Source organism: Pseudomonas sp. SJZ103, from assembly GCF_007828335.1.
In the GTDB taxonomy this organism is placed as follows: Bacteria; Pseudomonadota; Gammaproteobacteria; order Pseudomonadales; family Pseudomonadaceae; genus Aquipseudomonas.
The window spans coordinates 106772-131244 of the sequence record NZ_VIUN01000006.1; the positions used below are offsets into that span (position 1 = coordinate 106772).

At 62.2% G+C, this 24473-nt stretch carries 26 protein-coding genes and 1 riboswitch; of the genes, 5 read left to right on the plus strand and 21 right to left on the minus strand.

The genetic code is table 11. The features are described from left to right. Positions 1 to 34 precede the first annotated feature (34 nt). From FBY10_RS31785 to cobO, 13 genes are all read right to left on the minus strand, one after another. A complete protein-coding gene (locus FBY10_RS31785; RefSeq protein WP_256663489.1) occupies positions 35 to 157 on the minus strand; it encodes a hypothetical protein in 123 nt (40 codons plus the stop codon). Further along, on the minus strand, positions 154 to 1353 hold the full coding sequence (locus tag FBY10_RS15420; RefSeq protein WP_178116758.1) for an MFS transporter: 1200 nt from the start codon (positions 1351 to 1353) through the stop codon (positions 154 to 156). Before FBY10_RS15420 ends, FBY10_RS31785 begins: the two co-directional genes overlap by 4 nt. 63 nt (positions 1354 to 1416) lie before the next feature. After that, complete coding sequence (locus tag FBY10_RS15425) at positions 1417 to 1821, minus strand: MarR family winged helix-turn-helix transcriptional regulator (protein WP_090400092.1); 405 nt, start codon at positions 1819 to 1821, stop codon at positions 1417 to 1419. A gap of 42 nt (positions 1822 to 1863) precedes the next feature. Continuing rightward, positions 1864 to 2592: an adenosylcobinamide-GDP ribazoletransferase gene (locus FBY10_RS15430; RefSeq protein ID WP_131698605.1), complete on the minus strand. Its 729-nt coding sequence runs from the start codon at positions 2590 to 2592 to the stop codon at positions 1864 to 1866. A gap of 2 nt (positions 2593 to 2594) precedes the next feature. Then, entirely contained in the window at positions 2595 to 3170 is a 576-nt protein-coding gene (gene cobC / locus FBY10_RS15435) for an alpha-ribazole phosphatase family protein (protein ID WP_145336981.1), read from the minus strand. After that, a complete protein-coding gene (gene cobT, locus FBY10_RS15440) occupies positions 3167 to 4222 on the minus strand; it encodes a nicotinate-nucleotide--dimethylbenzimidazole phosphoribosyltransferase (protein WP_145336982.1) in 1056 nt (351 codons plus the stop codon). Before cobT ends, cobC begins: the two co-directional genes overlap by 4 nt. Then, complete coding sequence (cobU, locus tag FBY10_RS15445; RefSeq protein WP_131698608.1) at positions 4219 to 4740, minus strand: bifunctional adenosylcobinamide kinase/adenosylcobinamide-phosphate guanylyltransferase; 522 nt, start codon at positions 4738 to 4740, stop codon at positions 4219 to 4221. Before cobU ends, cobT begins: the two co-directional genes overlap by 4 nt. A gap of 109 nt (positions 4741 to 4849) precedes the next feature. Continuing rightward, positions 4850 to 6301, minus strand: a complete 1452-nt coding sequence (locus FBY10_RS15450; protein ID WP_145336983.1) for a cobyric acid synthase — start codon at positions 6299 to 6301, stop codon at positions 4850 to 4852. Next, entirely contained in the window at positions 6298 to 7287 is a 990-nt protein-coding gene (gene cobD, locus FBY10_RS15455) for a threonine-phosphate decarboxylase CobD (RefSeq protein WP_131698610.1), read from the minus strand. Before cobD ends, FBY10_RS15450 begins: the two co-directional genes overlap by 4 nt. Further along, positions 7280 to 8188: an adenosylcobinamide-phosphate synthase CbiB gene (gene cbiB / locus FBY10_RS15460; RefSeq protein ID WP_145336984.1), complete on the minus strand. Its 909-nt coding sequence runs from the start codon at positions 8186 to 8188 to the stop codon at positions 7280 to 7282. The genes cobD and cbiB overlap by 8 nt, the downstream gene beginning before the upstream one ends. Beyond that, on the minus strand, positions 8185 to 8835 hold the full coding sequence (bluB, locus tag FBY10_RS15465; RefSeq protein ID WP_131698612.1) for a 5,6-dimethylbenzimidazole synthase: 651 nt from the start codon (positions 8833 to 8835) through the stop codon (positions 8185 to 8187). The genes cbiB and bluB overlap by 4 nt, the downstream gene beginning before the upstream one ends. Beyond that, positions 8832 to 10181 carry a cobyrinate a,c-diamide synthase gene (locus FBY10_RS15470; RefSeq protein ID WP_145336985.1) on the minus strand — a complete coding sequence of 450 codons (1350 nt, stop codon included), beginning with the start codon at positions 10179 to 10181 and terminating at the stop codon, positions 8832 to 8834. The genes bluB and FBY10_RS15470 overlap by 4 nt, the downstream gene beginning before the upstream one ends. Continuing rightward, complete coding sequence (gene cobO / locus FBY10_RS15475) at positions 10178 to 10789, minus strand: cob(I)yrinic acid a,c-diamide adenosyltransferase (protein ID WP_027603802.1); 612 nt, start codon at positions 10787 to 10789, stop codon at positions 10178 to 10180. Before cobO ends, FBY10_RS15470 begins: the two co-directional genes overlap by 4 nt. Before the next feature lie 72 nt (positions 10790 to 10861). Next, positions 10862 to 11119, minus strand: a riboswitch (cobalamin riboswitch). A 99-nt stretch (positions 11120 to 11218) separates the two neighbouring features. On the opposite strand from cobO, the gene FBY10_RS15480 reads away from it, so the two are divergent. Further along, the gene (locus tag FBY10_RS15480; RefSeq protein WP_145336986.1) at positions 11219 to 12532 is read left to right on the plus strand and encodes a sorbosone dehydrogenase family protein; all 1314 of its coding nucleotides are present in this window, start codon (positions 11219 to 11221) and stop codon (positions 12530 to 12532) included. A gap of 73 nt (positions 12533 to 12605) precedes the next feature. Here FBY10_RS15480 and FBY10_RS15485 read toward each other — a convergent pair whose 3' ends face one another. The 5 genes from FBY10_RS15485 to FBY10_RS15505 form a co-directional block, all read right to left on the minus strand. After that, the gene (locus FBY10_RS15485) at positions 12606 to 13142 is read right to left on the minus strand and encodes a C40 family peptidase (protein WP_131698615.1); all 537 of its coding nucleotides are present in this window, start codon (positions 13140 to 13142) and stop codon (positions 12606 to 12608) included. Positions 13143 to 13286: 144 nt separating this feature from the next. Continuing rightward, on the minus strand, positions 13287 to 13931 hold the full coding sequence (locus tag FBY10_RS15490; protein WP_053133099.1) for a C40 family peptidase: 645 nt from the start codon (positions 13929 to 13931) through the stop codon (positions 13287 to 13289). A gap of 209 nt (positions 13932 to 14140) precedes the next feature. Continuing rightward, positions 14141 to 14845, minus strand: a complete 705-nt coding sequence (gene hda / locus FBY10_RS15495) for a DnaA regulatory inactivator Hda (protein ID WP_027603798.1) — start codon at positions 14843 to 14845, stop codon at positions 14141 to 14143. A 203-nt stretch (positions 14846 to 15048) separates the two neighbouring features. After that, positions 15049 to 16122, minus strand: a complete 1074-nt coding sequence (locus FBY10_RS15500) for an AI-2E family transporter (RefSeq protein ID WP_145336987.1) — start codon at positions 16120 to 16122, stop codon at positions 15049 to 15051. Positions 16123 to 16165: 43 nt separating this feature from the next. Continuing rightward, entirely contained in the window at positions 16166 to 17206 is a 1041-nt protein-coding gene (locus FBY10_RS15505) for a DUF2066 domain-containing protein (RefSeq protein ID WP_145336988.1), read from the minus strand. A 357-nt stretch (positions 17207 to 17563) separates the two neighbouring features. On the opposite strand from FBY10_RS15505, the gene purM reads away from it, so the two are divergent. From purM to FBY10_RS15525, 4 genes are all read left to right on the plus strand, one after another. Continuing rightward, positions 17564 to 18622: a phosphoribosylformylglycinamidine cyclo-ligase gene (purM, locus tag FBY10_RS15510; protein WP_014719398.1), complete on the plus strand. Its 1059-nt coding sequence runs from the start codon at positions 17564 to 17566 to the stop codon at positions 18620 to 18622. Beyond that, positions 18622 to 19272, plus strand: coding sequence for a phosphoribosylglycinamide formyltransferase (gene purN, locus FBY10_RS15515; RefSeq protein ID WP_065909707.1), 651 nt, complete (start codon positions 18622 to 18624; stop codon positions 19270 to 19272). The genes purM and purN overlap by 1 nt, the downstream gene beginning before the upstream one ends. An 8-nt stretch (positions 19273 to 19280) precedes the next feature. Beyond that, positions 19281 to 19994, plus strand: coding sequence for a DUF3108 domain-containing protein (locus tag FBY10_RS15520; RefSeq protein WP_131698618.1), 714 nt, complete (start codon positions 19281 to 19283; stop codon positions 19992 to 19994). 307 nt (positions 19995 to 20301) lie between these two features. Continuing rightward, a complete protein-coding gene (locus FBY10_RS15525) occupies positions 20302 to 20490 on the plus strand; it encodes a hypothetical protein (RefSeq protein WP_131698619.1) in 189 nt (62 codons plus the stop codon). A gap of 151 nt (positions 20491 to 20641) precedes the next feature. Here the strand turns inward: FBY10_RS15525 and FBY10_RS15530 are convergent, their stop codons facing one another. The 3 genes from FBY10_RS15530 to relA form a co-directional block, all read right to left on the minus strand. After that, the gene (locus tag FBY10_RS15530; protein ID WP_028617375.1) at positions 20642 to 21187 is read right to left on the minus strand and encodes a DUF2058 domain-containing protein; all 546 of its coding nucleotides are present in this window, start codon (positions 21185 to 21187) and stop codon (positions 20642 to 20644) included. A 25-nt stretch (positions 21188 to 21212) separates the two neighbouring features. Beyond that, the gene (gene mazG, locus FBY10_RS15535; RefSeq protein ID WP_131698620.1) at positions 21213 to 22046 is read right to left on the minus strand and encodes a nucleoside triphosphate pyrophosphohydrolase; all 834 of its coding nucleotides are present in this window, start codon (positions 22044 to 22046) and stop codon (positions 21213 to 21215) included. A gap of 132 nt (positions 22047 to 22178) precedes the next feature. Continuing rightward, on the minus strand, positions 22179 to 24422 hold the full coding sequence (relA, locus tag FBY10_RS15540; RefSeq protein WP_027603791.1) for a GTP diphosphokinase: 2244 nt from the start codon (positions 24420 to 24422) through the stop codon (positions 22179 to 22181). Positions 24423 to 24473: the final 51 nt, after the last annotated feature.

Here is a 24473-nt window from a genome sequence, read left to right on the forward strand (position 1 = left end):
TCGAAACGTCCTTTAAAAAGTTCAGGGATCGAACTTAACAGATCGACATACCCAGTTGCATCAACGCCAGGCCACCGCGCTGCCAGCCCCACCAGGCCAGGGCCAGCAACAGCGCTATCGCTGCTGCCCCGCCGAACCAATACCAGGTCGCACTCATGCCGCCTCCATCTGCGCCTGCAATCGCGCCACCGGCCGCTCACGCACCGGCCAATTCAAGGCTGCGGCGAGCACACTCAACAGGATCGCCACTTGCCAGATCAAATCGTAGTTACCGGTTCGATCATAGACTACCCCGCCCAACCAACCGCCAAGGAACGAGCCGAGCTGGTGGAAAAGGAACACGATCCCACCCAGCATGGACAGGTTTCGTACCCCAAACAACGTGGCGACCGTGCCGTTGGTCAGCGGTACCGTGGACAACCACAGGAAGCCCATTGCCATGCCGAACAGGTAGGCCGTGACCTCGGTCACCGGCGCCCACAGGAACAGTATGATCACCACCGCGCGCAGCAGGTACAACCCGGTCAACAAGCGCGGCTTGGACATGCGCCCGCCGAGCCAGCCGGCGGTGTAGGTGCCGAAGATATTGAACAGCCCGATCAACGCCAACACCGTGGTGCCGACCGTGGCAGGCAAGTGCTGGTCCACCAGGTAAGCTGGCAGGTGCACACCAATAAACACCACCTGGAAGCCACAGACGAAAAAGCCGAAGGCCAGCAGCCAGAACCCGGAGTGGGAACAGGCTTCCTTCAAGGCTTCACGCAAGGTTTGCTGGCCAGCCATCACCGGCAGTGGGCGGTCCTTGAGCATGCTTACCAGAGGCAGGATCAGCGCCACCATCAGGCCCAGCGCCAGCAGGGCGGCCGACCAGCCCAGCCAACTGATCAAGCCCAAGGTGCCCGGCACCATGGCGAACTGGCCAAACGAACCGGCGGCGCTGGCAATGCCCATGGCCATGCTGCGCTTTTCCGGCGCCACGGCGCGGCCGACCACGCCCAGAATCACCGAGAACGATGTACCCGACAGGCCAATCCCGATCAGCAGGCCGGCACTCAAGGACAACGACCACGCCGAATCCGACATGCCCATCAACACCAGGCCTGCGGCGTATAACACCCCGCCGACAAACACCGCCCTGGTGGCGCCGAAACGGTCGGCCAGGGCACCGGTAAACGGCTGCGCCAGGCCCCAGATCAGGTTCTGCAAGGCGATGGCAAAGGCAAAGGTCTCACGGCCCCAGCCGAATTCGCTGCTCATCGGCGCCAGGAACAGGCCGAAACCGTGCCGCACGCCCAAGGACAACGCCAGGATCAGCGCACTCCCTAAAAGGATCCAACCGCTGGTGCGCCACATCGACGTCATTTCTTATTCTCCGCTCACGGGTATATACCCGCTTGTGTTCGAACAAACCCGCGTTCAGGCGAGTTCATCCAGCAAGGCCAACAGGGTTTCGCGTTTTTCCGCGCCGAGTTGATCGATCAATTTCTGTTGCGCCGCCTCCCAGGCGGGTAACGCTGCGGCCAGGCGCTCTTCACCGGCTGCGGTCAACAGCACCAGGCGGTTGCGCAGGTCATCGCCCTCCACCATCTGCACCAGGCCCTCACCTTCCAACACCCGCAGGTTGCGCCCCAAAGTGCTGCGATCCAGGCCCATGGCGTCGGCCAGGCTGGAAATGCTCGGTTGATCGAGGCGCTGCAGGTTGCACAACAAGGAATACTGGGCGACGTTGATCCCGAAGCCGTCAAGGGCGCCGTCGTAATGCCTGCTGACGCCCCGGGCGGCACGTCGCAGGTTGGTGCATAAACATTGGGAGGCAAGCATGGAACGTGTATATACCCGCGATTAAGGAAATGCAAGAAAGTGTTACAACGCCAAACCGACCAGAACAGCGACTTCCAACAGCTCCAGCAGCGCGCCAGCGGTGTCGCCGGTGGTGCCGCCGAGACGATTGACCATCAGTTGACGCAGTCCCATGAAACACACAGCCGCGAGCAGCACGGCGAGCCCCCCGCTGAAACCGCCGATCAGGATGCAGGCCAGGCCACTGAGGATCAGCACCTGTTGACCGACGATGCGCGGTAAATGATCCGACAGCGCTTGGCCCAACCCACCCGCTCGCACATAACGCGTGGTCAGGAACAACCCCAGCATCGACGCCCGCCCGATCAACGGCGCGAGAATCAACGCCACACCGTTGCGTTGTTCGATCAAGGCCACCAGCGCGGTGAACTTGAGCAGCAACACCAGGCCCAGGGTGACCACGGCAATCGGCCCGCTGCGCGGATCTTTCATGATGCTGAGGGTGCGCTCGCGGTCGCCGAAGCCACCCAGCCAGGCATCGGCAGTGTCCGCCAGGCCATCGAGGTGCAGGCCGCCGCTGAGCAACACCCAGGCCGTCAGCAGCAGCGCGGCGTGCAACAACAGCGGTGATCCGGTCAATAGTGTGTTCAGGCCCCACAGCAGCACGCCGAACAGCAACCCGACCACGGGATAAAACAGCAACGAGCGCCCCAGCTCCTGCGGTTGCGGCATACCCGGCAGGCGAATCGGCAAACTGCTCAGGAACTGCACGGCGATCCAGAACGGCAGCATGCTCAGATTCCTTCCTTCAACACGCCATCGGCGGCGACTTGCAGGTTGAACAACCCGCCATGACCGACTTCGACATTCAGCAACTGCTCACGGGGCAGCCCCCGAGCCTGGGCCAACAGCAAACGCATCACCCCTCCGTGGCTGATCAACAGCACACGCTCACCGGCATACGCCTTATGCAGGCGTAGGACGGCGCCCAAAACCCGCTGGGAAAACTCGCTGACCGGTTCGCCCTCGGGCGGCGTGAAGCTATACGGATCGGCCCAGAACCGGCCCAAACCTTCGGCGTCGGTCTCCATCAGCGCCGCCGCACTCTGCCCTTCCCATGCACCGAAGTGCAGCTCCTGCAGGTCTTTTTCCAGGCTCACCGGCACATTCAGCCGCGCGCCCAGTTCATCCGCGAACCGCGCGCAGCGCTGCAGCGGCGAGCTGATCAGCCGATCCCAAGGCCCCTGCGCCACCACGGCGGCGCGCATCTGTTCCCAGCCCTTGGCGGTCAATGCATCGTCCAGGCTGCCGCGCAGGCCACCCCCCAGTTCGGTTTCGCCATGGCGCAGCAGGTCCAGGTGCAAGGTCATGCCGGACGGTCTGCCACGGCCGCTTCGGCAAACGTCGCCATCTGCCCGTGCAGCGCACAGGCAAGGCGCAGCAACGGCACCGCCAACGCCGCGCCACTGCCCTCGCCCAGGCGCAGGCCCAGTTCCAGCAACGGCTGTGCGTCGAGGCTATGCAAGACATGGCGATGGCCAGGCTCGGCGCCGCGATGACCGAACAGCAGCCAGTCGCGGCACGCCGGGTTCAAGCGCGTGGCGACGAGCGCAGCGACGGTGCAGATAAACCCATCCACCAGCACCACAATACCTTCCTGGGCGCAGGCCAGATAAGCGCCCACCAAGGCAGCGATTTCAAATCCACCGAGATTGCACAGGGTTTGCAACGCATCCCCGCGCTGCGCGGCATGCAAGGCCAGCGCGCGCTCGATCACCGCCACCTTGTGACTGACGCCTTGGGCATTCAACCCGGTGCCCGGGCCTGTCAGGTCGGTCACCTGGCAATCGAGCAAAGCGCAGGCCAGCGCACTGGCGGCGGTGGTGTTGCCGATGCCCATCTCGCCGCCGACAAACAACTGCGCACCGCTTTCACGGGCGCGCAGCACACTGTCGCGCCCCGCCTGCAATGCCAATCGGCCCTGGGCGCCGGTCATTGCCGAGCCCTTGACGAAATTGGCGGTGCCCGCGCCGAGATTCAGGTGACGGACGCCAGGCAGGCTCAGCGAAGGGCTCACCGTGCCGAGGTCGACCACTTCCAACTGCGCATCCAGTTGCCGCGCCAATACGCTGATGGCCGCGCCACCGGTGACAAAGTTATGCAGCATCTGCCCGGTCACTTCCTGGGGAAACGCCGATACACCCTCGGCAACCACACCATGGTCACCGGCAAAGATGGCAATCCACAGCTGATCCACCGACGGTTTGACCTGGCCCTGCAAGCCGGCCAATTGCACCGCCAGCGCTTCCAGCTGGCCCAGGGAACCGGCCGGTTTGGTCAATTGCTGCTGGCGCGCCAGGGCTTGTTCGTACGCCGAGGCGTCAATGGCCTTACAAGGGTTGAGCCACCAGGTGTCAGTCATAACGCAGTACCTTTCAACGTCAGGGGCAGGCCGGCAACCGTCAGGACAACACGCTGACACCGCTCGGCCAAGGCTTGATGCAGCCAACCGGCTTCATCCACATAGCGGCGAGTCAATTCGCCCAGCGGCACGACACCCAGACCGGTCTCGTTGCTGACAAAAATAATTTCACCCGGCAGCACGGCCAGGGTTTCCAGCAATTGATCGCGCTCAAACGCCAGGCGCTGCGCGTCTTCGAGCATCAGCAGATTGGTCAGCCACAGGGTCAGGCAATCCACCAGCAGGCAACGACCGGGCGCGGCGTTTTCGCGTAGCACCCGTGCCAGCTCGACAGGTTCTTCGATCAAACCCCAGTGATCAGGACGACGCTCACGATGCAAGGCAACGCGGGCATTCATCTCGCCGTCAAGCGGCTGGCTGGTGGCGATATAGATGACGGGCAAAGCGCTGTCGCTGGCGAGCTTTTCGGCCAGACGGCTTTTACCGGAACGAGCGCCGCCTAAAATCAGTTGAAGCATGAGACACCCCCTACCCACCCACCCATCCACGATGCGAAGCGAGTCGTTTTTGATCTGAAATCGCCCCGTAAACCACGCTGGCCGAACGCAGGAATGGGTATGTACACCCTTAAACCCCACACAGTTTGCGCAACAAATCGGTGTCCAAATGGTTCTCCACCAGATCCGCCAGGCGCTCGATATCGCGCTCGCGCAGGGCGTGGTAGTCCACCTCCTGCACAGCCTGCAACCCGGCCCAACGCAGCAACGCACTGCAGGCCGCCGGGGTCTCGAACAAGCCGTGCAGATACGTGCCGAGAATCTGCCCGTCAGCGCTTTGCGCGCCGTCACTGCGACCGTCCTCCAGCAGCACGGCGGCGTTCGACAGGGCAGCGCCGCACGTCACGCCCGCATGGATCTCATACCCGCTGACCTCGGCATTCTCCAGCAACAAACGCCCGCGAACATTACGCAGTTGCTTCTCTTCTTCCAGGGTGGTGCTGAACGCCAGCAGCCCCAGGCCGTCGCTGGAACCCGCTGGCCCTTCCAGCCCCAACGGGTCGTGCACCTGCTCACCGAGCATCTGCAAGCCGCCGCAAATCCCCAGCACCTTGCCGCCGTAGCGCAAGTGCCGCGCCACGGCGGTGTCCCAGCCATTGGCACGCAGGTAGGCGAGGTCGCTGCGCACGCTTTTCGAGCCGGGCAGGATGATCAGGTCGGCGGCCGGAATCGGCTGGCCCGGCCCGATGAACTGCAAGTCCACTTGGGGATGCAGGCGCAGCGGATCAAAATCCGTATGGTTGCTGATGCGCGGCAACACCGGCACGACCACCTTGAGCACCTGCGCCGCCTTGTCGGTTTGGCGCCGGTCGATGCCGTCCTCGGCTTCCAGGTGCAGGTCCATCACGTAGGGCAATACGCCGACCACCGGTTTGCCGGTGCGTGCTTGCAACCAATCCAGGCCGGGTTGCAGCAGTGCAATGTCGCCGCGAAAACGGTTGATGATGAAACCTTTGACCCGCGCCTGTTCGCTGGGCGAGAGCAATTCCAGGGTGCCGACCAGATGGGCGAACACCCCGCCGCGATTGATGTCGGCAATCAGCAGCACCGGGCAATCCACCGCTTCGGCGAAACCCATGTTGGCGATGTCGTTGGCGCGCAGGTTGATCTCGGCCGGGGAGCCTGCGCCTTCCACCATCACCACCGGGTAGGCTTCGCTCAACCGCGCGTGGGAAGCCAGCACTGCCTGCATCGCGGTGGCTTTGTAGTCGTGATAGGCCACCGCGTTCATGCTGGTCACGGCGCGGCCATGGATGATCACCTGGGAGCCGGTGTCGCTGTTGGGCTTGAGCAGCACCGGGTTCATATCGGTATGGGGCGCCAGGTTGGCCGCCTGGGCCTGCACCGCCTGGGCCCGGCCGATCTCGCCGCCCTCGGCCGTCACCGCACTGTTGAGCGCCATGTTCTGTGGTTTGAACGGCACCACGGCAATGCCCTGGCGTACCAGCCAACGGCACAACGCGGTCACCAGGGTACTTTTGCCGGCATCGGAGGTGGTGCCTTGCACCATCAGCGTACTCATGAGGCGTCCTTGTAGGCTGCCAGCGCTTCGTCAAGGCGCAGCCAATCGGCCTCGGTGTCGGGCAGGCCAAACCGCACGCTGCTGTTGTGCACAAACAGGCGCAGCAAGATGCCGCGTTGCGCCATGAATTCGTGCATGCGCTCGGCGTGCGGGGTGATCAACCATTGGAACAACGCGCAGCCGCCCTGGGGTTGAAAGCCACGGCGTTCGAGCATTTCAAACAAACGCTGGGCGGCCTCGGTGCAGCGTGCCCGCTGCCGTGCATGGCCGGCGGTATCGCGCAGGCACACTTGGCCCAGCACCCGCGTCGGCCCGCTGACGGCCCACGGCCCGACCTGTTCGGCCAGCAGTTTGAGCAGCCTGCGTTCGGCCAGCACAAAGCCCAGGCGCACCCCGGCCAGGCCGAAAAACTTGCCGAACGAACGCAGCACAATCAGGCCGACCTGATGGGCCTGGTTCGCCAGGCTCAACTGCGGGGTGACATCCATGAACGCTTCGTCCACCACCAGCCAGCCGCCGCGCTGGGCCAGCCTTGTGTGCCAGTCCAGCAGGCGCTGCGGGGTCAGGCTAAGTCCGGTGGGGTTATTGGGATTGACCACCACCAGCACGTCGAGGCCGTCGAGGAAGAAGTCGACTTCCTGCTCCTGCACTTCACGCACCACGTAACCAGCGCGACGCCAGGCCTCGGCGTGCTCGGCGTAGCACGGCGACAGCACGCCGACCTTGCCGGCACGGCGCAGGCGTGGCAGCAATTGAATCGCCGCCTGGGAGCCGGGCACCGGCAGAACATGCGCGGCGCCGTAATACTCGCTGGCCGCCTGTTCCAGGCCGTCGTCCGATTCCGGCAAGCGCGCCCAGGCCCGCAGCGGAATCTCGGGGATCGGCCACGGCCAGGGCGCGAGGCCGCTGGAAAGGTCGAGCCAATCGGCCTCGGCAATCCCGTACTGAATCGCCGCCTTGCGCAGCCGGCCACCGTGCTCAAGCATAAAATTGCCCCCCCACGCATAGAATCAGCAACCACAACCATACGCCGCGCTGCACCAGTTGCCAGCCACGGTCGATGGAGTCGGCATCCGCCGCCGGACCTTCGCCCAGTTGCGGACGATGGTGCACCTCGCCGTGGTAAATCGCGGCGCCGCCCAGCTCAACGCCCAACGCGCCAGCGCCGGATGCCATCACCGGCCCGGCATTGGGGCTGTCCCAGGTCGGCCCCTGGGTGCGCCAGCATTTGAGGGCCAGGCGGGTTTTGCCCAGCACGGCGTAGGTCAAAGCCACCAGGCGTGCAGGAATATAGTTGAGTAAATCATCGATCTTGGCCGCGGCCCACCCGAAGCGCTCGAAGCGTTCATTGCGATAGCCCCACATGGCGTCGAGGGTGTTGCTCAGGCGGTAGAGCACTACGCCTGGCACACCGGCGACGACAAACCAGAACAGCGCGGCAAACACCGCATCGCTGCCGTTTTCCAGCACCGATTCGGTGGCGGCGCGGGCGACTTCGGTGCGGTCCAGTTCGCTGGTCTGGCGGCTGACCAGGTAGCTCACCCGTGTGCGGGCCGCGTCGAGGTCATCGCTGCGCAGGGCCTGGGCCACCGGGATCACATGCTCGCCGAGGCTGCGCATGCCGAGGGCGCAGTACAACGCGAGGATCTCCAGAACCCAGCCGATATACGGCGCCCACGACAACGCGGTGGCCAGCAGGGTCAACGGCACCACGGCGATAAACCACGCGGTCACGCCATGGCTGCGCCAGCCACGGCCACCGCTGTTGAAACGCTGCTCGATGCGCCCGGCAAAATTGCCGAACGCCACCAGCGGATGCCAGCGCCTGGGCTCGCCCAGCAGCGCATCCAGCGCCACCGCAGCGACACACAGCAAGGCCACACTCATTGACTCACTCCCCACACATTCTCATACAACATGTCACTCAACGGCCGAGGCTCGGTCCAGCCTTCGAGCTGCAACATCGGTGCCGGGTAAAATTCCGTCACCGGCCCCAGGCACAAGACCGCCAGGGGTTTCGCACCGGGCGGCAGGCCCAGCAGGTCGGCCAGGGCCTGGGGTTCGAACAGCGAGACCCAGCCCATGCCCAGCCCCTCGACCCGCGCGGCCAGCCACAGGTTCTGGATCGCACAGGACAGCGACGCCAGGTCCATCTCCGGCAGGGTGCGCCGCCCGAAGATGTGGCGCTCGCGATCATCCATCAACGCCGCCACCAGCACTTCGGCGCAGTCGTGGATACCTTCGACCTTGAGCTTCATGAACGCGTCGGAGCGCTCGCCCAACGCCTCGGCGGTGCGCACGCGCTCTTCTTCCACCAACTGTTGAATCTGGCTTCGCAACGCGCGGTCGCTGATGCGGATAAACCGCCAAGGCTGCATCAGGCCGACGCTGGGGGCCTGGTGCGCGGCCTGGAGCAGGCGATGCAGCAATTCGGGGGCGACCATGCCGCCGCTGAAGTGGCGCATGTCGCGGCGTTCGGCGATGGCGCGGTAGACGGCGTCGCGGTCGGCCTGGGGGAAAGCGTTGTCGGTCATAGCCCTATTGGGGGCAAGCCCCCTCCTACAGTGGATAGGGTTTCAGCTCGGTCCGGCGCAAACAAGGCGGCTACCGCCGTCGGATTCGACGGGAAATAGAAGTGCACGTAAGAGGCGGTCATCCGCCCCTGTCGGAAGACCGCTTCGGCACCGCGCCCGCCGTTCGGGCTGAGGCCACGGGCAATCGGCTGGCACTCGGTGCTGGTCAGGGAATGATGATACGTGTGCCCGCGCAGCACGCCTTCCGGCAGTTCGACGCTTTGCAGGGCCAGGGCGGCCAGTTTCTTTTGCATCACCGCATCGCCTTGCAGCAGGCCGACCAGTTCGGCGCGGATGCCGTCGACATCGGTGAGCGAATCCAGCAGGTAGAGCATGCCGCCGCACTCAGCGAGCAAGGGCTTGCCGGCGGCATGGTGGTTACGAATAGCTTCAAGCATCGGGGTGTTTTCCGACAGCGCCTGGTGATGAAGTTCCGGGTAACCGCCGGGCAAATAGAGGCTGTCAGCCTCGGGCAGCTGGCGATCATGGATCGGCGAGAAAAACGTCAGTTCGGCCCCCATCGCTCGCAGCAGGTCAAGGCTGGCGCCATAGGTAAAGGCGAAGGCTTCGTCACGGGCCACCGCAATGCGTACACCGGCCAGCAACGGCTCGGCCGCGATCACTTCCGGCGCGGCGAAGGTCACCGGTGGCGGCAATGCGACTTCACAGCTGCTGCCCAATGCCTGGGCGGCGGCGTCCAGGCGCACGTCGAGATCGTTCAGTTCGCTGGCTTGCACCAGGCCCAAATGGCGGCTGGGCAGTTCGATCCCGGTTTCGCGGGACAGTGCGCCATACCAGCGCAGGCCTTCGGTCAGGCTGCCTTCCAGCAGTTGCGCATGGCGCAGGGTACCGACGCGGTTGGCCAGCACCCCGGCGAATGGCAGATCCGGCTGATAGCGCGCCAGGCCTAGGGCCAGGGCGCCAAAGGTCTGGGCCATGGCGGTGCCGTCGATTACTGCGAGCACCGGCACGCCGAAGTGCCGCGCCAGGTCGGCGCTGGACGGTGTGCCATCGAACAGACCCATCACGCCTTCGATCAGGATCAGGTCGGCCTCGCCCGCCGCTTCCCACAGCAGGCGACGACTTTCCTGCTCGCCCACCATCCACATGTCCAACTGATACACCGGCGCACCGCTGGCGCGCTCGTGGATCATCGGGTCCAAGAAGTCCGGGCCGCATTTGAACACGCGCACCTTGCGCCCCAGGTTGCGGTGCAAACGGGCCAGCGCGGCGGTGACGGTGGTTTTGCCCTGGCCGGACGCCGGTGCGGCGATCAGGACGGCCGGGCAATGACGGGGCTGATTCAAAGTTCGACGCCCTTCTGTGCCTTGATACCGGCCTGGAACGCGTGCTTGAGCATGCCCATTTCGGTGACGGTGTCGCCCATTTCGATCAATTCAGGCTTGGCGCCACGGCCGGTGACCACCACGTGTTGCATCGGCGGACGGGCCTGCAGGTCGCTGAGAACCTGATCGAGGTCCAGGTAGCCATGCTTGAGGGCGATGTTCAGCTCATCCAGCACCACCAGGCCGATGGTGGGGTCTTGCAGCAGTTCACGGGAGACGGCCCAGGCGGCTTCGGCGGCGGCGATATCGCGTTGGCGGTCCTGGGTCTCCCAGGTGAAGCCTTCGCCCATCACGTGGAAACGCACCTGTTCGGGGAAGCGACGGAAGAACAACTCCTCACCGGTGCTGTTGCGCCCCTTGATGAACTGCACCACACCACACTGCATGCCGTGGCCCATGGCGCGCGCGAGCATGCCGAATGCGGAGCTGCTCTTGCCTTTGCCGTTGCCGGTCAGCACCAGCAGCAAGCCGCACTCATTGGGGGAATTGGCGATGCGCTCGTCGATCACGGCTTTTTTGCGCAGCATGCGCGCCAGGTGGCGTTCGTCGCGGTCGGGGGTATCGGTCATGGCAGCTCTCCGTTGGGGCTGGACAAAAACGGCAGGCAGGAAAAAACAGACAGCCAAGCATCGCCCACCGTGATGCTGTTGGATGATCCAGGCCGGTCTCCGGGCTCATGAGTGGCGCGCTTGCTCATCTACAGAGCGAACACGCCGACGGCGCGCCTTCCCATATCGCGGGCGATACAGTGGCAAAAGGCACCGTCTTGACTCATTTACCGTTGCGGGGGCAGCGCCGGAATCGCGGCAGCACTGTGTACAAGTGCGCTCGCTCACCGGCTTCCCTGTTTCACTCGGTCGACCCATGGGTCACAGAGCACCTGGAACAAGCCGCGAAGGTTAGTGGGTTGGGGGTGGAGCGTCAATTAAAGCTGGCCTTGCACTTGAACCATCGCACCAGCGCCCTCCTCTACCCTTACAGGTATCAAGGAGAACACCATGCATAAAACCAGACTCGCCCTACTCATCATGCTCGCCGGCACCCTCGCGGCCTGCGGTGAAAGCTCCACCCTGCAGGTGTCCGACGGCACCGGGCCATCGCCCAAGCTACCGGAGCCAAACAACACTCTGATTCCCACCGTGAACATTGCCCCGGCAATCGGCTGGCCAGAGGGCGTGAAGCCGACCGCAGCGGCCGGCACCCAAGTGGCGGCGTTCGCCGAAGGCCTGGACCACCCGCGCTGGCTGTATGTGCTGCCCAACGGCGATGTGCTGGTGGCAGAAACCAATGCGCCGCCGAAACCGGATGATTCCACGGGCATTCGCGGCTGGGTCATGGAGAAGGTCATGGGCCGCGCCGGCGCCGGGGTGCCAAGCCCGAACCGCATCACCCTGTTGCGCGATGCCGATCACGATGGCGTCGCCGAGACCCGTACGGTGTTCCTGGAAAACCTCAATTCGCCCTTCGGCATGACACTGGTCGGCAATGACCTGTACGTGGCCGATTCGGACAAGCTGCTGCGCTTCCCCTATCAAGCGGGCGAAACCGCGATCAAGGCACCTGGCACCAAGGTGGTCGACCTGCCGGGCGGCCCCCTGAATCACCACTGGACCAAGAACGTGATCGCCAGCAAGGACGGCAGCAAGTTGTACGTGAGCGTTGGCTCCAACAGCAACGTCGGTGAGAACGGTCTTGAAGCGGAACAGGGCCGCGCAGCTATCTGGGAAGTGGATCGCGCCAGCGGCCAGCACCGCATTTTCGCTTCCGGCCTGCGCAACCCTAACGGCATGGCCTGGGAACCCCAGAGCGGCAAGCTATGGACAGCGGTAAACGAGCGCGATGAGATCGGCAGCGACCTGGTGCCGGACTACATCACCTCGGTCAAGGATGGCGGGTTCTATGGCTGGCCCTTCAGCTATTACGGCCAGCATGTGGATGTGCGCGTCACACCGCAGAACCTGGACCTGTTCGCCAAGGCAATTGCGCCGGACTATGCGGTAGGGCCCCACACGGCGTCTTTGGGCCTGACGTTCGCCGAGGGCAGCAAACTCCCGGCGCCGTTCAGCAACGGCGCATTCATCGGCCAGCATGGCTCGTGGAATCGCAAGCCACACAGTGGCTACAAGGTGATCTTCGTACCGTTCGAGGCAGGCCAGCCTAAGGGCCAGCCAGTGGATGTGCTGACCGGGTTCCTCGATAACGATGAGAAAGCCATGGGCCGGCCCGTGGGCGTGGTGATTGATCAGCAGGGTGATCTGCTGGTGGCGGATGATGTGGGGAATAAGGTGTGGCGGGTGTCGGCGGCTAAATAAACGCTCCTAGAAGCAACACAAACCCAATGTGGGAGGTGGCTTGCTCCCTCCCACATTGAGCTTGGTGTTTGACTCAGGGATTACGTGCCAGATTTGCTGGCAACACACGCTTGGCGCTCAGATAAGCATTCTGCCAATACGCCTTGGACAAGGTATCCAGCTTCACCGTACCGCCGGTTTGCGGCGCATGGACAAAGCGGCCTTCGCCCACATAGATCCCGGCGTGGCTGACCTGGGAACCGCCACCGGTGGCGAAGAACAGCAAATCGCCGGTCTGCAGGTTCTGCTCGCTGACGTCCTGGGCGCGCATCACGATCAGTTCGCGAGTGGTGCGCGGCAGGGAGATGCCGGCGGCGTCGCGGAAGACAAAGCCGATCAGGCCGCTGCAATCAAAACCCGAGTCCGGCGTGTTGCCGCCCCAACGGTAAGGCGTGCCGACCAGACCCAGCGCACGAAAGAGCACGTCTTCGGCCGCAGGCGAGAAATTCTGGGTGGAATAGTTGAATACCGGCTTGGGCTTGACCGCAACGGGAGCAGGCGGCGGCCGGCTGGCGCAGGCGCTGATAAGCGCGGCGCAGAGAATAAGGAGCAGGCGGGCTGTGGTCGACATGTGCAGAACAATCCTGGTCTGGATGCGGCTATCGCTGCCGAACGCTGAAAACCAGAACGCGCAAGCAAAGCTCGCGCGAACGGATTACAACAATGTCCAGGGATTCTAGCGCTTACACGTCAAACTTCAAGTATCACTTTAAGTTTACTTACTGGCGGTAACCGTAGTCGGGGCCATGGCGAGTGCGCGCTTGGCTTCGATGAAGGTTTTGCTCCAGTAGCTGTCGCCCAGGCTGTCGACTCGAACACCGCCACTGCGACGACTGCTGGAGTGGATAAACTGGTTATCGCCCAGGTAGATACCGGCGTGGCTTACGCGACCACGGCCTGCTGTACTGAAGAAAAGCAGATCACCGGGCTTGAGGTTATTGCGCGCGACCAACGGTGCTTTCACGTTGATCATTTCGCGAGTGGAGCGTGGCAGGTTCATGCCAGCTTCTTCACGAAACAGGTAGCCGATAAAACCGCTGCAGTCGAAACCGGCCTCAGAGGTACCGCCGAAACGGTAACGGGTACCGATCAGGGACATGCCGCGTTCGAGGATGCTGTCGGCCAGAACTGGAAGCTGGTAAGGCTTGTTGCCGGAAAAATCGGCCAGTTCCTTTTCGGTTGCTTGCTCTTCTTTATAAAGCGTTTCTTCATAAACAGAAGCAGATTGTGCAGCAACGAATTTTGCCTGGGACTGTTGTTGAGTTTTTTGCTGCTCAACCACCTGTTGAGGGTGGGAGGCGCAACCAAACAACAGGGTAACGAGTGCGAGGGGCACGAGGGGTGCGAAGCGATTTAGCATGGGCACGACCGTGGCTGGTATGTAAAGAAGTCGAGACTATGCCTTCTATCACATCGATTTGCAAATTCAATCGTGATCTATGTGACTTCGCGATTGGACTATGACATCTAAGCCGTAATTCCATTTATCGGTTCAAATGCGTAGCCAACGTGGCTTAAACGCAGGATTTCTGGCGCCTGTAAATTGCCGAATCCCGTAGATTCAACCAGTTACCAGCCCAAAGTTTCTTTGAGAAAAGGGATCGTCAATTTTCGTTGAGCCTGCAAAGAGGCCTGATCGAGCTGTTCGAGCAAATCGAACAACGCGCTCATGCTGCGGGTGCCACGGGTGAGGATAAAGTGCCCGACTTCATCGGTGAGGTGCAGGCCGCGACGGGATGCGCGCAATTGCAGGGCGCGCAATTTGTCTTCGTCGGACAGCGGGCGCATCTGGAAGATCAGCGCCAGGGTCAGGCGCGACTTGAGGTCGGCCAGCTTCACCGGCAACTCGCGTGGCGAGGTAGAGGCAGCAATCAACAAGCGCCGGCCGCTGTCACGCAAGCGGTTGAACAGATGGAACAGCGCCTCTTCCCAATCCGCCTTGCCGGCCACCGCCTGCAGATCGTCCAGGCACACCAGTTCGTATTGCTCAAGGTTGTCGAAGATCCCGATGCCCCGATCCATCAACTCGGCCAGGGGCAGGTAGACCGCCGGCTCGCCCATCTGTTCGAAACGCAGGCACGCAGCCTGCAACAGATGGGTACGCCCCACGCCGTGCTTGCCCCACAGATAGATCAGGCTTTCGGTCCACCCGGCGTCGGCTTCGCAGAGCCGCTCGACATAGCCGAGTGCAGCGGCATTGGCGCCTGGGTAGTAATTGATAAAGGTAGCGTCATCACGCAGACGCACACCTAAGGGCAGCTGAATCGGTTTCATGCTGACTGAACGGCTCCCATCGAACCGTTAGTGGCCTCTGTGTAAAGTTTGCAAAGTTTATACCCGTGACGCCGGCCGCACAATGCAGCAGACCACAAGCAAAATCAAAGGTTTGCGTTAACTCGCCGGTTTTAAGCGGATTGTTTGACGCCGCAGCCCCATAAACAACAAACCCGGCCGAAGCCGGGTTTATGACGCAGCGGTTACAGCTCGGGGTCTTCGACCCCCGTATAGGCGTCGGAATCCTTGTACAAATCGTGCATGTGGCGCACCAGCACCATGATCACCGCCGCCACCGGCAGGGCCAGCAGGATACCGGTAAAGCCGAACAGCTCGCCGCCCGCCAGGATCGCAAAGATCACCGCCACCGGGTGCATGCCAATCCGGTCCCCCACCAGCAACGGCGTGAGCACCATGCCTTCCAAGGCCTGGCCGACCATGAACACCGCGACAATCCCCAGCATCGGGTACAGGTCGCCGCCAAACTGGAACAGCCCGGCTACCAACGCCGCGCCGATACCGATCACAAAGCCCATATACGGCACGATAGCGGCAAGGCCGGCAATCAGGCCGATCAACAGGCCCAGCTCCAGGCCGATGGCCATCAAGCCTGCCGCGTAGATGATCCCCAGTGCCAGCATCACCAGCAACTGCCCGCGCACAAAGGCGCCAAGCACCTCATGGCACTCGCCGGCCAGGGCCACGATGCGCTCTTCGCGGCTGCGTGGTAGCAGGCTGCGGATCTTGGCCATCATGATGTCCCAATCGCGCAGCAGGTAGAACGCCACCACCGGGATCAGCACCAGGTTGGTCAGCCAGCCGATCAGCGCCAGGCTGGAGGCGGTCGCCTGACTGAGGATCACCCCCACAATATCGGTGGTCTGCCCCATGTGCTCGCTGATCGCCGCCTTGACCTTGTCGAACTTCCAGAAACCGTCCGCCAGCCCGAGCTTGGTTTGGGCCCACGGCATCGCCGTGTGCTGCAGCCAGTCGAGCATCTGCGGCGCCAGCTCATAGAGCCGAAACAGTTGCTTGGCCAGCATCGGTACCAGCACCAGCACCAGCGCGGTGATGATCAACGTGAACAACGCAAACACTGCAACCACACCCAAGGTCCGCGACAGACCGGCTTTTTCCAGGCGATCCACCACGGGATCGAACAGATAGGCGAGCAGCAACGCAACCAGGAACGGCGTCAGGATCGAATGCAGCAAGAACACAAAAACGCACAGCAGGACGATCCCGCCAAGCCACACCCAACGACGCGTATCCGCCATAAACCACTCCATTACTTGCTTCTATCTATATAGGAAGAACTTTTTACCAGCGAAAACGCAGTTGCGCCTGGGGCTCCGGGGCGGCGGCCGGTTGCGTACCATCGACGACCGGTTGCTGAGTTGGGGCCTCACCCGCAGGCACCTCCTGCAATTTGGCCAGGCTCAACTGGGTACGCAACTGATCGGCGCTGCCGTTGACCCGGTACACAATACGATTGCCATCCACCCATTGCGGCTGACCGCCAAACGGCTCAAGCAGGTGCCCCAACGCCGCGTACCGCTCCAGGTTCATGCCCTGCACTTCCAGCAATTGTTCGGTACTCACACCGGGCTTGACCGCAAAGCGCGGCGCCAGTTTTTGGCTGACCGCCAGCATGACCGCATCGGCCAGCGCGCCAGTGTCGGCGCCTTGCGCGGTGCCCTGCTCGCTCTTGTCGCCCAGCCATAGTCGCCATTTGGCCTGCCATTGATTGCCTTCCTGGCGTGCATGCACGGCAAGCAAGGCGTCGGCACCGTAGCGCTCGGACGCGGCACGCAACGGTGTGGCGTCGGCACTTTCCAGATTCGGCGCCGTGGCGACGACCTGCTCATCCAGATCCCCCAGCGGCAGGCGCAACGGCAAGCCACGGTGTTGTGCCGCACGGCGCAACGCCTGGGCGACAGCCTGACCATCGCCGACCAGGCTGCTGCCTTCGGTGGAGTCGTTCAGCCACCAGCCGAGGATCGATGGCCGGTTGCTGCCCCAGATCGACAGGCCGGCGTCACGCAAGGCGCGATCAGTGCTGACCGGATCGAAGTCCACTTGCAAGCTCTCGGGCGGGCCGGCGTCGTAACCGTATTGAGTGATGATTTGCTGCGGATCCTTGCGAATCGCCGCCAGGCCCGGGCCTTCGGCGGCCTTGGCATCGCCGGTGAGGCGGATGACCAGGGTCTGCACCGCACGCTGAGTGGCCTGGTCGCGCTCCTGCGGGGACTGGCTGCTGACCGGTTCAAGTACTTGATAAAGGCCATTGAGGGTTTCGGCATGACTCGCCAGGCTGATCAACGACAAGCAGCCTACAAAAAAGACATTACACAGACGCATGGAAGATTCCCGAACGACAAATTTAGCGGCTGGAACAGACCGCGTGAAATCGGCATAGCCAGGCTGTGACCACAGCGACAACTAAAACATTCACGGGGTCCCGGTAAGTTTTCGCCATGTCATTAACGACAGCGGTTTAAAGGCTATACCTTAATACGTGCCTGAACAGACCCGATTAGCATTTTTTTAACCTGCTTTTTTAAATCTATGTGCCCTGCCCGTCGGCCCGAGGATGGCCGCTGCCCCTCAAGCCTGATAAAATCGCGCGCCTTCGCAGACCGTCAACGGCTGGGCCTTTTACCAAAAGCGCCTGCCCGCTCGGTCGTTACCCCTGAATCCCCCCTAAAGGCCTGGATCATGAGCAAGCAACCCTCCCTGAGCTACAAGGACGCCGGTGTAGACATCGACGCCGGTGAAGCATTGGTCGAACGCATCAAGAGCGTTGCCAAGCGCACTGCGCGCCCCGAAGTCATGGGCGGCCTGGGCGGTTTTGGCGCCCTCTGCGAGATCCCGGCCGGCTACAAGCAGCCTGTATTGGTTTCCGGCACTGACGGTGTGGGCACCAAGCTGCGCCTGGCACTGAACCTGAACAAGCACGACAGCATCGGCATCGACCTGGTGGCCATGTGCGTCAACGACCTGGTGGTATGCGGTGCCGAGCCGTTGTTCTTCCTCGACTACTATGCCACCGGCAAGCTGAACGTCGAGACCGCCACCCAGGTGGTGACCGGCATCGGCGCCGGCTGCGAACTGTCGGGTTGCTCCCTGGTCGGCGGCGAAACCGCTGAAATGCCAGGTATGTACGAAGGCGAAGACTACGACCTGGCCGGCTTCTGTGTCGGCGTCGTGGAAAAAGCCGAGATCATCGACGGCTCCAAAGTGGCTGCCGGTGACGCCCTGCTCGCCCTGCCATCGTCCGGCCCGCACTCCAACGGCTACTCGCTGATCCGCAAGATCATCGAAGTGTCCGGCGCCGACATCGAGAACATCCAACTCGACGGCAAACCGCTGACCGACCTGCTGATGGCCCCGACCCGCATTTACGTCAAGCCGCTGCTCAAGCTGATCAAGGACACCGGCGCCGTCAAGGCCATGGCCCACATCACCGGTGGCGGCCTGCTGGACAACATCCCGCGCGTACTGCCAAAAGGCGCCCAGGCGATCGTCGACGTGGCCAGCTGGCAGCGTCCTGCGGTATTCGACTGGCTGCAAGAGAAAGGCAACGTCAACGAAACCGAAATGCACCGCGTGCTGAACTGCGGCGTGGGCATGGTCATCTGCGTGGCGCAAGAACACGTTGAAACCGCGCTGAACGTTCTGCGTGAAGCCGGCGAGCAGCCTTGGGTCATCGGCCAGATCGCCACCGCCGCCGAAGGCGCGGCTCAGGTTGAACTGAAGAACCTCAAGGCGCATTGATGTCCCAGACCTGTGATGTCGTGGTGCTGCTCTCCGGCACCGGCAGTAACTTGCAGGCCCTGATCGACAGCACGCGCACCGGCGACAGCCCGGTGCGCATCGCTGCGGTGATCTCCAACCGCAGCGACGCCTACGGCCTGCAACGCGCCAGGGACGCGGGTATCGAAACCCGCTCGCTGGATCACAAGGCTTTCGAAGGCCGCGAGGCCTTCGACAGCGCCCTGGTCGACCTGATCGACGCCTTCAACCCCAAACTCGTGGTACTGGCCGGTTTCATGCGCATCCTCAGCGCTGATTTCGTGCGCCACTATGAAGGGCGCCTGCTGAATATCCACCCGTCCCTGCTGCCCAAATACAAAGGCATGCACACGCACCAGCGCGCGCTGGATGCCGGTGACAGCGAGCATGGCTGCAGCGTGCACTTCGTCACCGAGGAACTCGATGGCGGGCCTCTGGTCGTACAGGCAGTGGTTCCGGTAGAGTCTGACGACTCCGCGCAGACACTTGCGCAGCGGGTTCATACCCAGGAACACAGGATTTACCCGCTGGCTGTGCGCTGGTTTGCCGAGGGGCGGTTGATTCTTGGTGACCAGGGTGCATTATTGGACGGCCAGTTACTTGCGGCCAGCGGCCACTTGATTCGAACCTAGGAGATTTTATGCGTCGCGCCTTGCTCTTCGCTTTTGCGCTGTTCGCCTTGCCTGCCGTGCAAGCGGCAGATCTACACCCGTTCTCCGCCAGCTACACCGCCGACTGGAAACAGTTGCCCATGAGTGGTTCGGCAGAACGCAGCCTGACCAAGAACGGTGACGGCACCTGGACCTTGAACTTCAAGGCTTCCATGATGATCGCCAGCCTGACCGAAACCAGCGTGATCCTATTTGATAAGGACACTCTGCAACCCAAGAGCTACACCTTCGAACGCGGCGGTTTGGGCAAGGCCAAAAAGATCAATCTGGACTTCGATCCGTCGACCAAAAAAGTAACGGGTTTTGAAAACAAAGACCCGGTCAACGTCCCTCTGCAGAGCGGCATGCTCGACAAATCGACGTACCAGCTGGCCCTGCAACGCGACGTCGCAGCGGGCAAGAAAAGCATGAGCTACAACGTGGTTGAAGGCACTGACGTCGACACCTACGACTTCCGTGTGATCGGCCCGGAAAAAGTCCAGACCAAGGTCGGCAGCATTGACGCGATCAAGGTTGAGCGCGTACGCGACCCGACTCAAAGCAAGCGCATCACCCAGATGTGGTTTGCCAAGGACCTGGGCGGCATTTTGGTAGCCCTGCGCCAGGTGGAAACCGACGGCAAGGAATACAACATCATGCTGCAGGACGGTACCGTTGACGGCAAGGCCATCAAGGGCAGCTGATTGGCTTGATGAGCTGAAAAGAGCCTCGCTGAATGCGGGGCTTTTTTTCGTCTGGGGGTTTTGGGTTCAACTGTCTGCCATCATCGGAGCAAGCCCCCTCCCACATTTGAACTGCGAACACTTTCCCCTGTGGGAGGGGGCTTGCTCCCGATGGCGCCGGCATGACCAACACAGCCGGTATCAAGCTGCCGCCCAACATGAAACTTCTGTCATAAACCTCTAAAGCGGTTTACTTAGCAAGCTAACAAACCGTATAAAAAGACCTGCGACGACTTGCCGCATACCCACCAGAAATTGGAGCAAGCAGATGACTGTAAAAGTAACTGAACGCGACGACGAACATATGTCCCACGAAGCGCTGGGCCATGGGATTCATATCTGGGATGTCCACCAACAAGACCTGCTGGTCGGCATGTTTCACAACGAGAGCGATGCTCATAATTATAAAAACGAGCTTGAATCGCTTGAGTTGAAGCGCCAGGCACAAAGCTCCTGAAACTTCGAAATCCTGTAGGCCCCCCAGCCCCACGCAGCTGGGGTGCCTATCAAACACAAACCCCGCCTTTTGAGCGGGGTTTGTGTGTTCTGGGGCTGCTCCGCAGCCCAACGCAGGGCAAGCCTGCTCGCCACCATTCGTTGCTACAGCCTTACCACATCAGATCATCCGGGATCTGGTAAGCGGCGTACGGATCGTCCTCATCCGGCACCTGGCTTTCGGTGAGGATGTTGAGCTGCACGATACGCTCCGGTGCACGCTCCTGGATCTTCAGCGCCGCTTCACGCGGGATCACCTCGTAGCCACCGCCGTGATGCACGATGGCCAGGGAGCCGTTGCTCAGCTTGTTGCGCATCAACGTGTTGACCGACAGGCGCTTGACCTTCTTGTCATCCACGAAGTTGTAGTAGTCCTCGGTGGTCAGCTTAGGCAGGCGCGAGGTCTCGATCAGTTGTTTGACCTGGGCCGTACGGGCCTTGGCCTCGGCTTTTTCCTGCTGCTGGCGGTTGAGTTCCTGGTCACGCTTGACCTTCTCGGCGTGCGCCTCGGCGGCCAGGCGAGCCTGGGTGTCATCGGCCTCGATCTGGCCCTTGTGGACCAGCCGCTGCTGCTTCTGTTTTTCTTTGCCGACCTGCTTGGCCTGCTTTTGGTTGACCAGACCTGCTTTGAGCAACTGGTCGCGAAGGGAAAGGCTCATGGTGCTTACTCACTTAGGCAACTGCTCAACCGCAGCTGGACACGTTCTTTTCCTGACGTTTGGCTTCGCCCCACAGGGCGTCCAACTCTTCGAGGGTGCAATCTTCTATGGGTTGGTGGGTGTCGCGCAATGCCTGTTCGATAAATCGGAAACGTCGTTCGAACTTTGCATTGGCGCCACGCAGTGCTGTTTCCGGATCGACCTTGAGGTGACGGGCCAAGTTGACCGCCGCGAACAGCAGGTCACCGACTTCATCGGCGATGGCCTCCGGGTCGTTGTCAGCCATGGCTTCGAGCACTTCATCCAGCTCTTCGCGCACGTTATCCACCACCGGCAACGCCGATGGCCAGTCGAAGCCGACCTGGCTGGCGCGCTTCTGCAACTTGGCGGCCCGGGACAAGGACGGCAACGCAGTCGGCACATCGTCCAGCAGGGACAGTTGCTCCGGCGCGTCGGATTTTTCCGCACGCTCCTCGGCCTTGATCTGCTCCCAGCGCTCCTTGACCTGTTCTTCGCTGAGCTGAGGTATATCCAGCGGCGCATACAGATCGCCGGTCGGGAACACATGGGGATGACGGCGAATCAGCTTGCGGGTGATGCTGTCGATCACCCCGGCAAATTCGAAACGCCCTTCTTCCCGCGCCAGCTGGCTGTAATACACCACTTGGAACAACAGGTCGCCCAACTCACCCTGCAGATGATCGAAGTCGCCGCGCTCGATGGCGTCGGCCACTTCGTAGGCCTCTTCCAGGGTGTGCGGGACAATGGTGGCGTAGGTTTGCTTGATGTCCCACGGGCACCCGTATTTCGGGTCTCGCAGGCGGCTCATCAGGTGCAGCAGGTCTTCAAGTGAATACATCTTTCTGTGTCCGATCAGTGTGGGAGGGGGCTTGCTCCCGATAGCGGTGCGTCAGCCACCAGATGTATCAACTGACAGCCTGCTATCGGGAGCAAGCCCCCTCCCACCTTTAGCCTGCATTCATTCCGCGAATCATGGGGTACGGTTGCGCCGCGTCTCAATGATGTTCGGCAACTGGGAAATCCGTCCCAGCAACCGCCCCAGTGCGTCCAGCCCCGGAATCTCGATGGTCAGGGACATCAGCGCAGTGTTGTCCTCTTTGTTCGAGCGGGTGTTGACCGCCAGCACGTTGATGCGCTCATTGAGCAGCACTTGCGAGACGTCACGCAGCAGGCCGGAACGGTCGTAGGCACGGATGATGATGTCCACCGGGTAGGTGAGCACCGGCACCGGGCCCCAGCTGACCTGGATAATCCGCTCCGGCTCGCGCCCGCCCAGTTGCAGCACCGAGGCGCAGTCCTGGCGGTGAATGCTCACGCCACGGCCCTGGGTGATGTAGCCGACGATGGCATCCCCCGGCAACGGCTGGCAGCAGCCGGCGATTTGCGTCAACAGGTTACCGACGCCCTGGATCTGGATATCGCCGCGCTTGCCGGGCTTGTAGCCGGTGGCTTTGCGTGGGATCAGCTCCAGTTGTTCGTTGCCGCGCTCCGGCTCGACCAGTTGCTGGGCCAGGTTAACCAGTTGCGCCAGGCGCAGGTCGCCGGCACCGAGGGCGGCGAACATGTCTTCGGCAATCTTCATGTTGGCTTTTTCGGCCAGCTTGTCGAAGTCCACCTGCGGCAGGCCCAAGCGGCCCAGCTCGCGTTCGAGCAGGGTCTTGCCGGCGGCGACGTTCTGGTCGCGTGCCTGCAACTTGAACCAATGCACGATCTTCGCCCGCGCCCGCGATGTGGTGATGTAGCCCAGGTTCGGGTTCAGCCAGTCGCGGCTCGGCGTGCCGTGCTTGCTGGTGATGATCTCGACCTGCTCGCCGGTTTGCAGGCTGTAGTTGAGCGGTACGATGCGCCCGTTGATCTTCGCGCCCCGGCAGTTATGGCCGATCTCGGTGTGCACGCGGTAGGCGAAGTCCAGCGGAGTGGCGCCCTTGGGCAGGTCGATGGCATGGCCGTCAGGGGTGAAGATGTAGACCCGGTCCGGCTCGATATCCACCCGCAGCTGTTCGGCCAGGCCGCCGATGTCGCCGAGTTCTTCGTGCCATTCCAGCACTTGGCGCAGCCAGGAGATTTTCTCTTCGTACTGGTTGGACCCGGCCTTGACGTCGGTGCCCTTGTAGCGCCAGTGCGCGCACACGCCCAGCTCTGCCTCTTCGTGCATGGCGTGGGTGCGGATCTGCACTTCCAGCACCTTGCCCTCGGGGCCGATCACGGCGGTGTGCAGCGAGCGGTAGCCGTTTTCCTTGGGGTTGGCAATGTAGTCGTCGAACTCCTTGGGAATGTGCCGCCACAGTGTATGGACTATACCCAGCGCGGTGTAGCAGTCGCGCATTTCCGGTACCAGAACGCGCACGGCGCGCACATCGTAGATCTGGCTGAAGGCCAGGCCCTTGCGCTGCATTTTGCGCCAGATCGAATAAATGTGTTTGGCACGACCGCTGATGTCGGCATCGACCCCGGTGGCCTGCAACTCGGCGCGCAACTGGCCCATCACGTCGCTGATAAAGCGCTCGCGGTCGAGCCGCCGCTCATGCAGCAACGTGGCGATCTGTTTGTATTGATCCGGTTCGAGGTAGCGGAAGGACAAGTCCTCCAGCTCCCACTTGATATGGCCGATACCCAGGCGGTGGGCCAGCGGCGCGTAGATGTCGAAGACTTCGCGGGCAACGCGGTTGCGCTTTTCGTCGTCGGCGGTCTTCACCGCACGGATCGCGCAGGTGCGCTCGGCCAGCTTGATCAGGGCGACACGCACGTCGTCGACCATCGCCACCAGCATCTTGCGCAGGTTTTCCACCTGGCCCTGGGTGCCCAGCACCATGGACTGGCGCGGGCTGAGGCTGGCGCTGATGGCGGCCATGCGCAGCACGCCGTCGATCAGCTTGGCCACAACCGCGCCAAAACGCTGGCTGACGGTCGGCAACTGAATGTGCCCTTCACGCACGCCGCGATAGAGCACGGCGGCGATCAGTGAATCCTGGTCCAGCTTGAGATCGGCGAGGATCTCGGCGATTTCCAACCCGGTTCGAAAGCTGGAAGTGCCTTCGGCCCAAAGGTTCTTGGCTGCATTGTCTTGTTGCTCAGACTCGCGAGCGAACTCGCAGGCTGCTTTCAAGGCTTCACGGTCCAGTGCCGGGTCGACACTGATGGCATGATCCAGCCATGCCTCGAGATTGATACTGCCGTCGGTGTTGATCGGCTGGTGTGCTCTCACCTGTACCATCTTGCTTACCTTCCCTACGACGCACCTTGGATGCGCCAAAATCATCGCCGA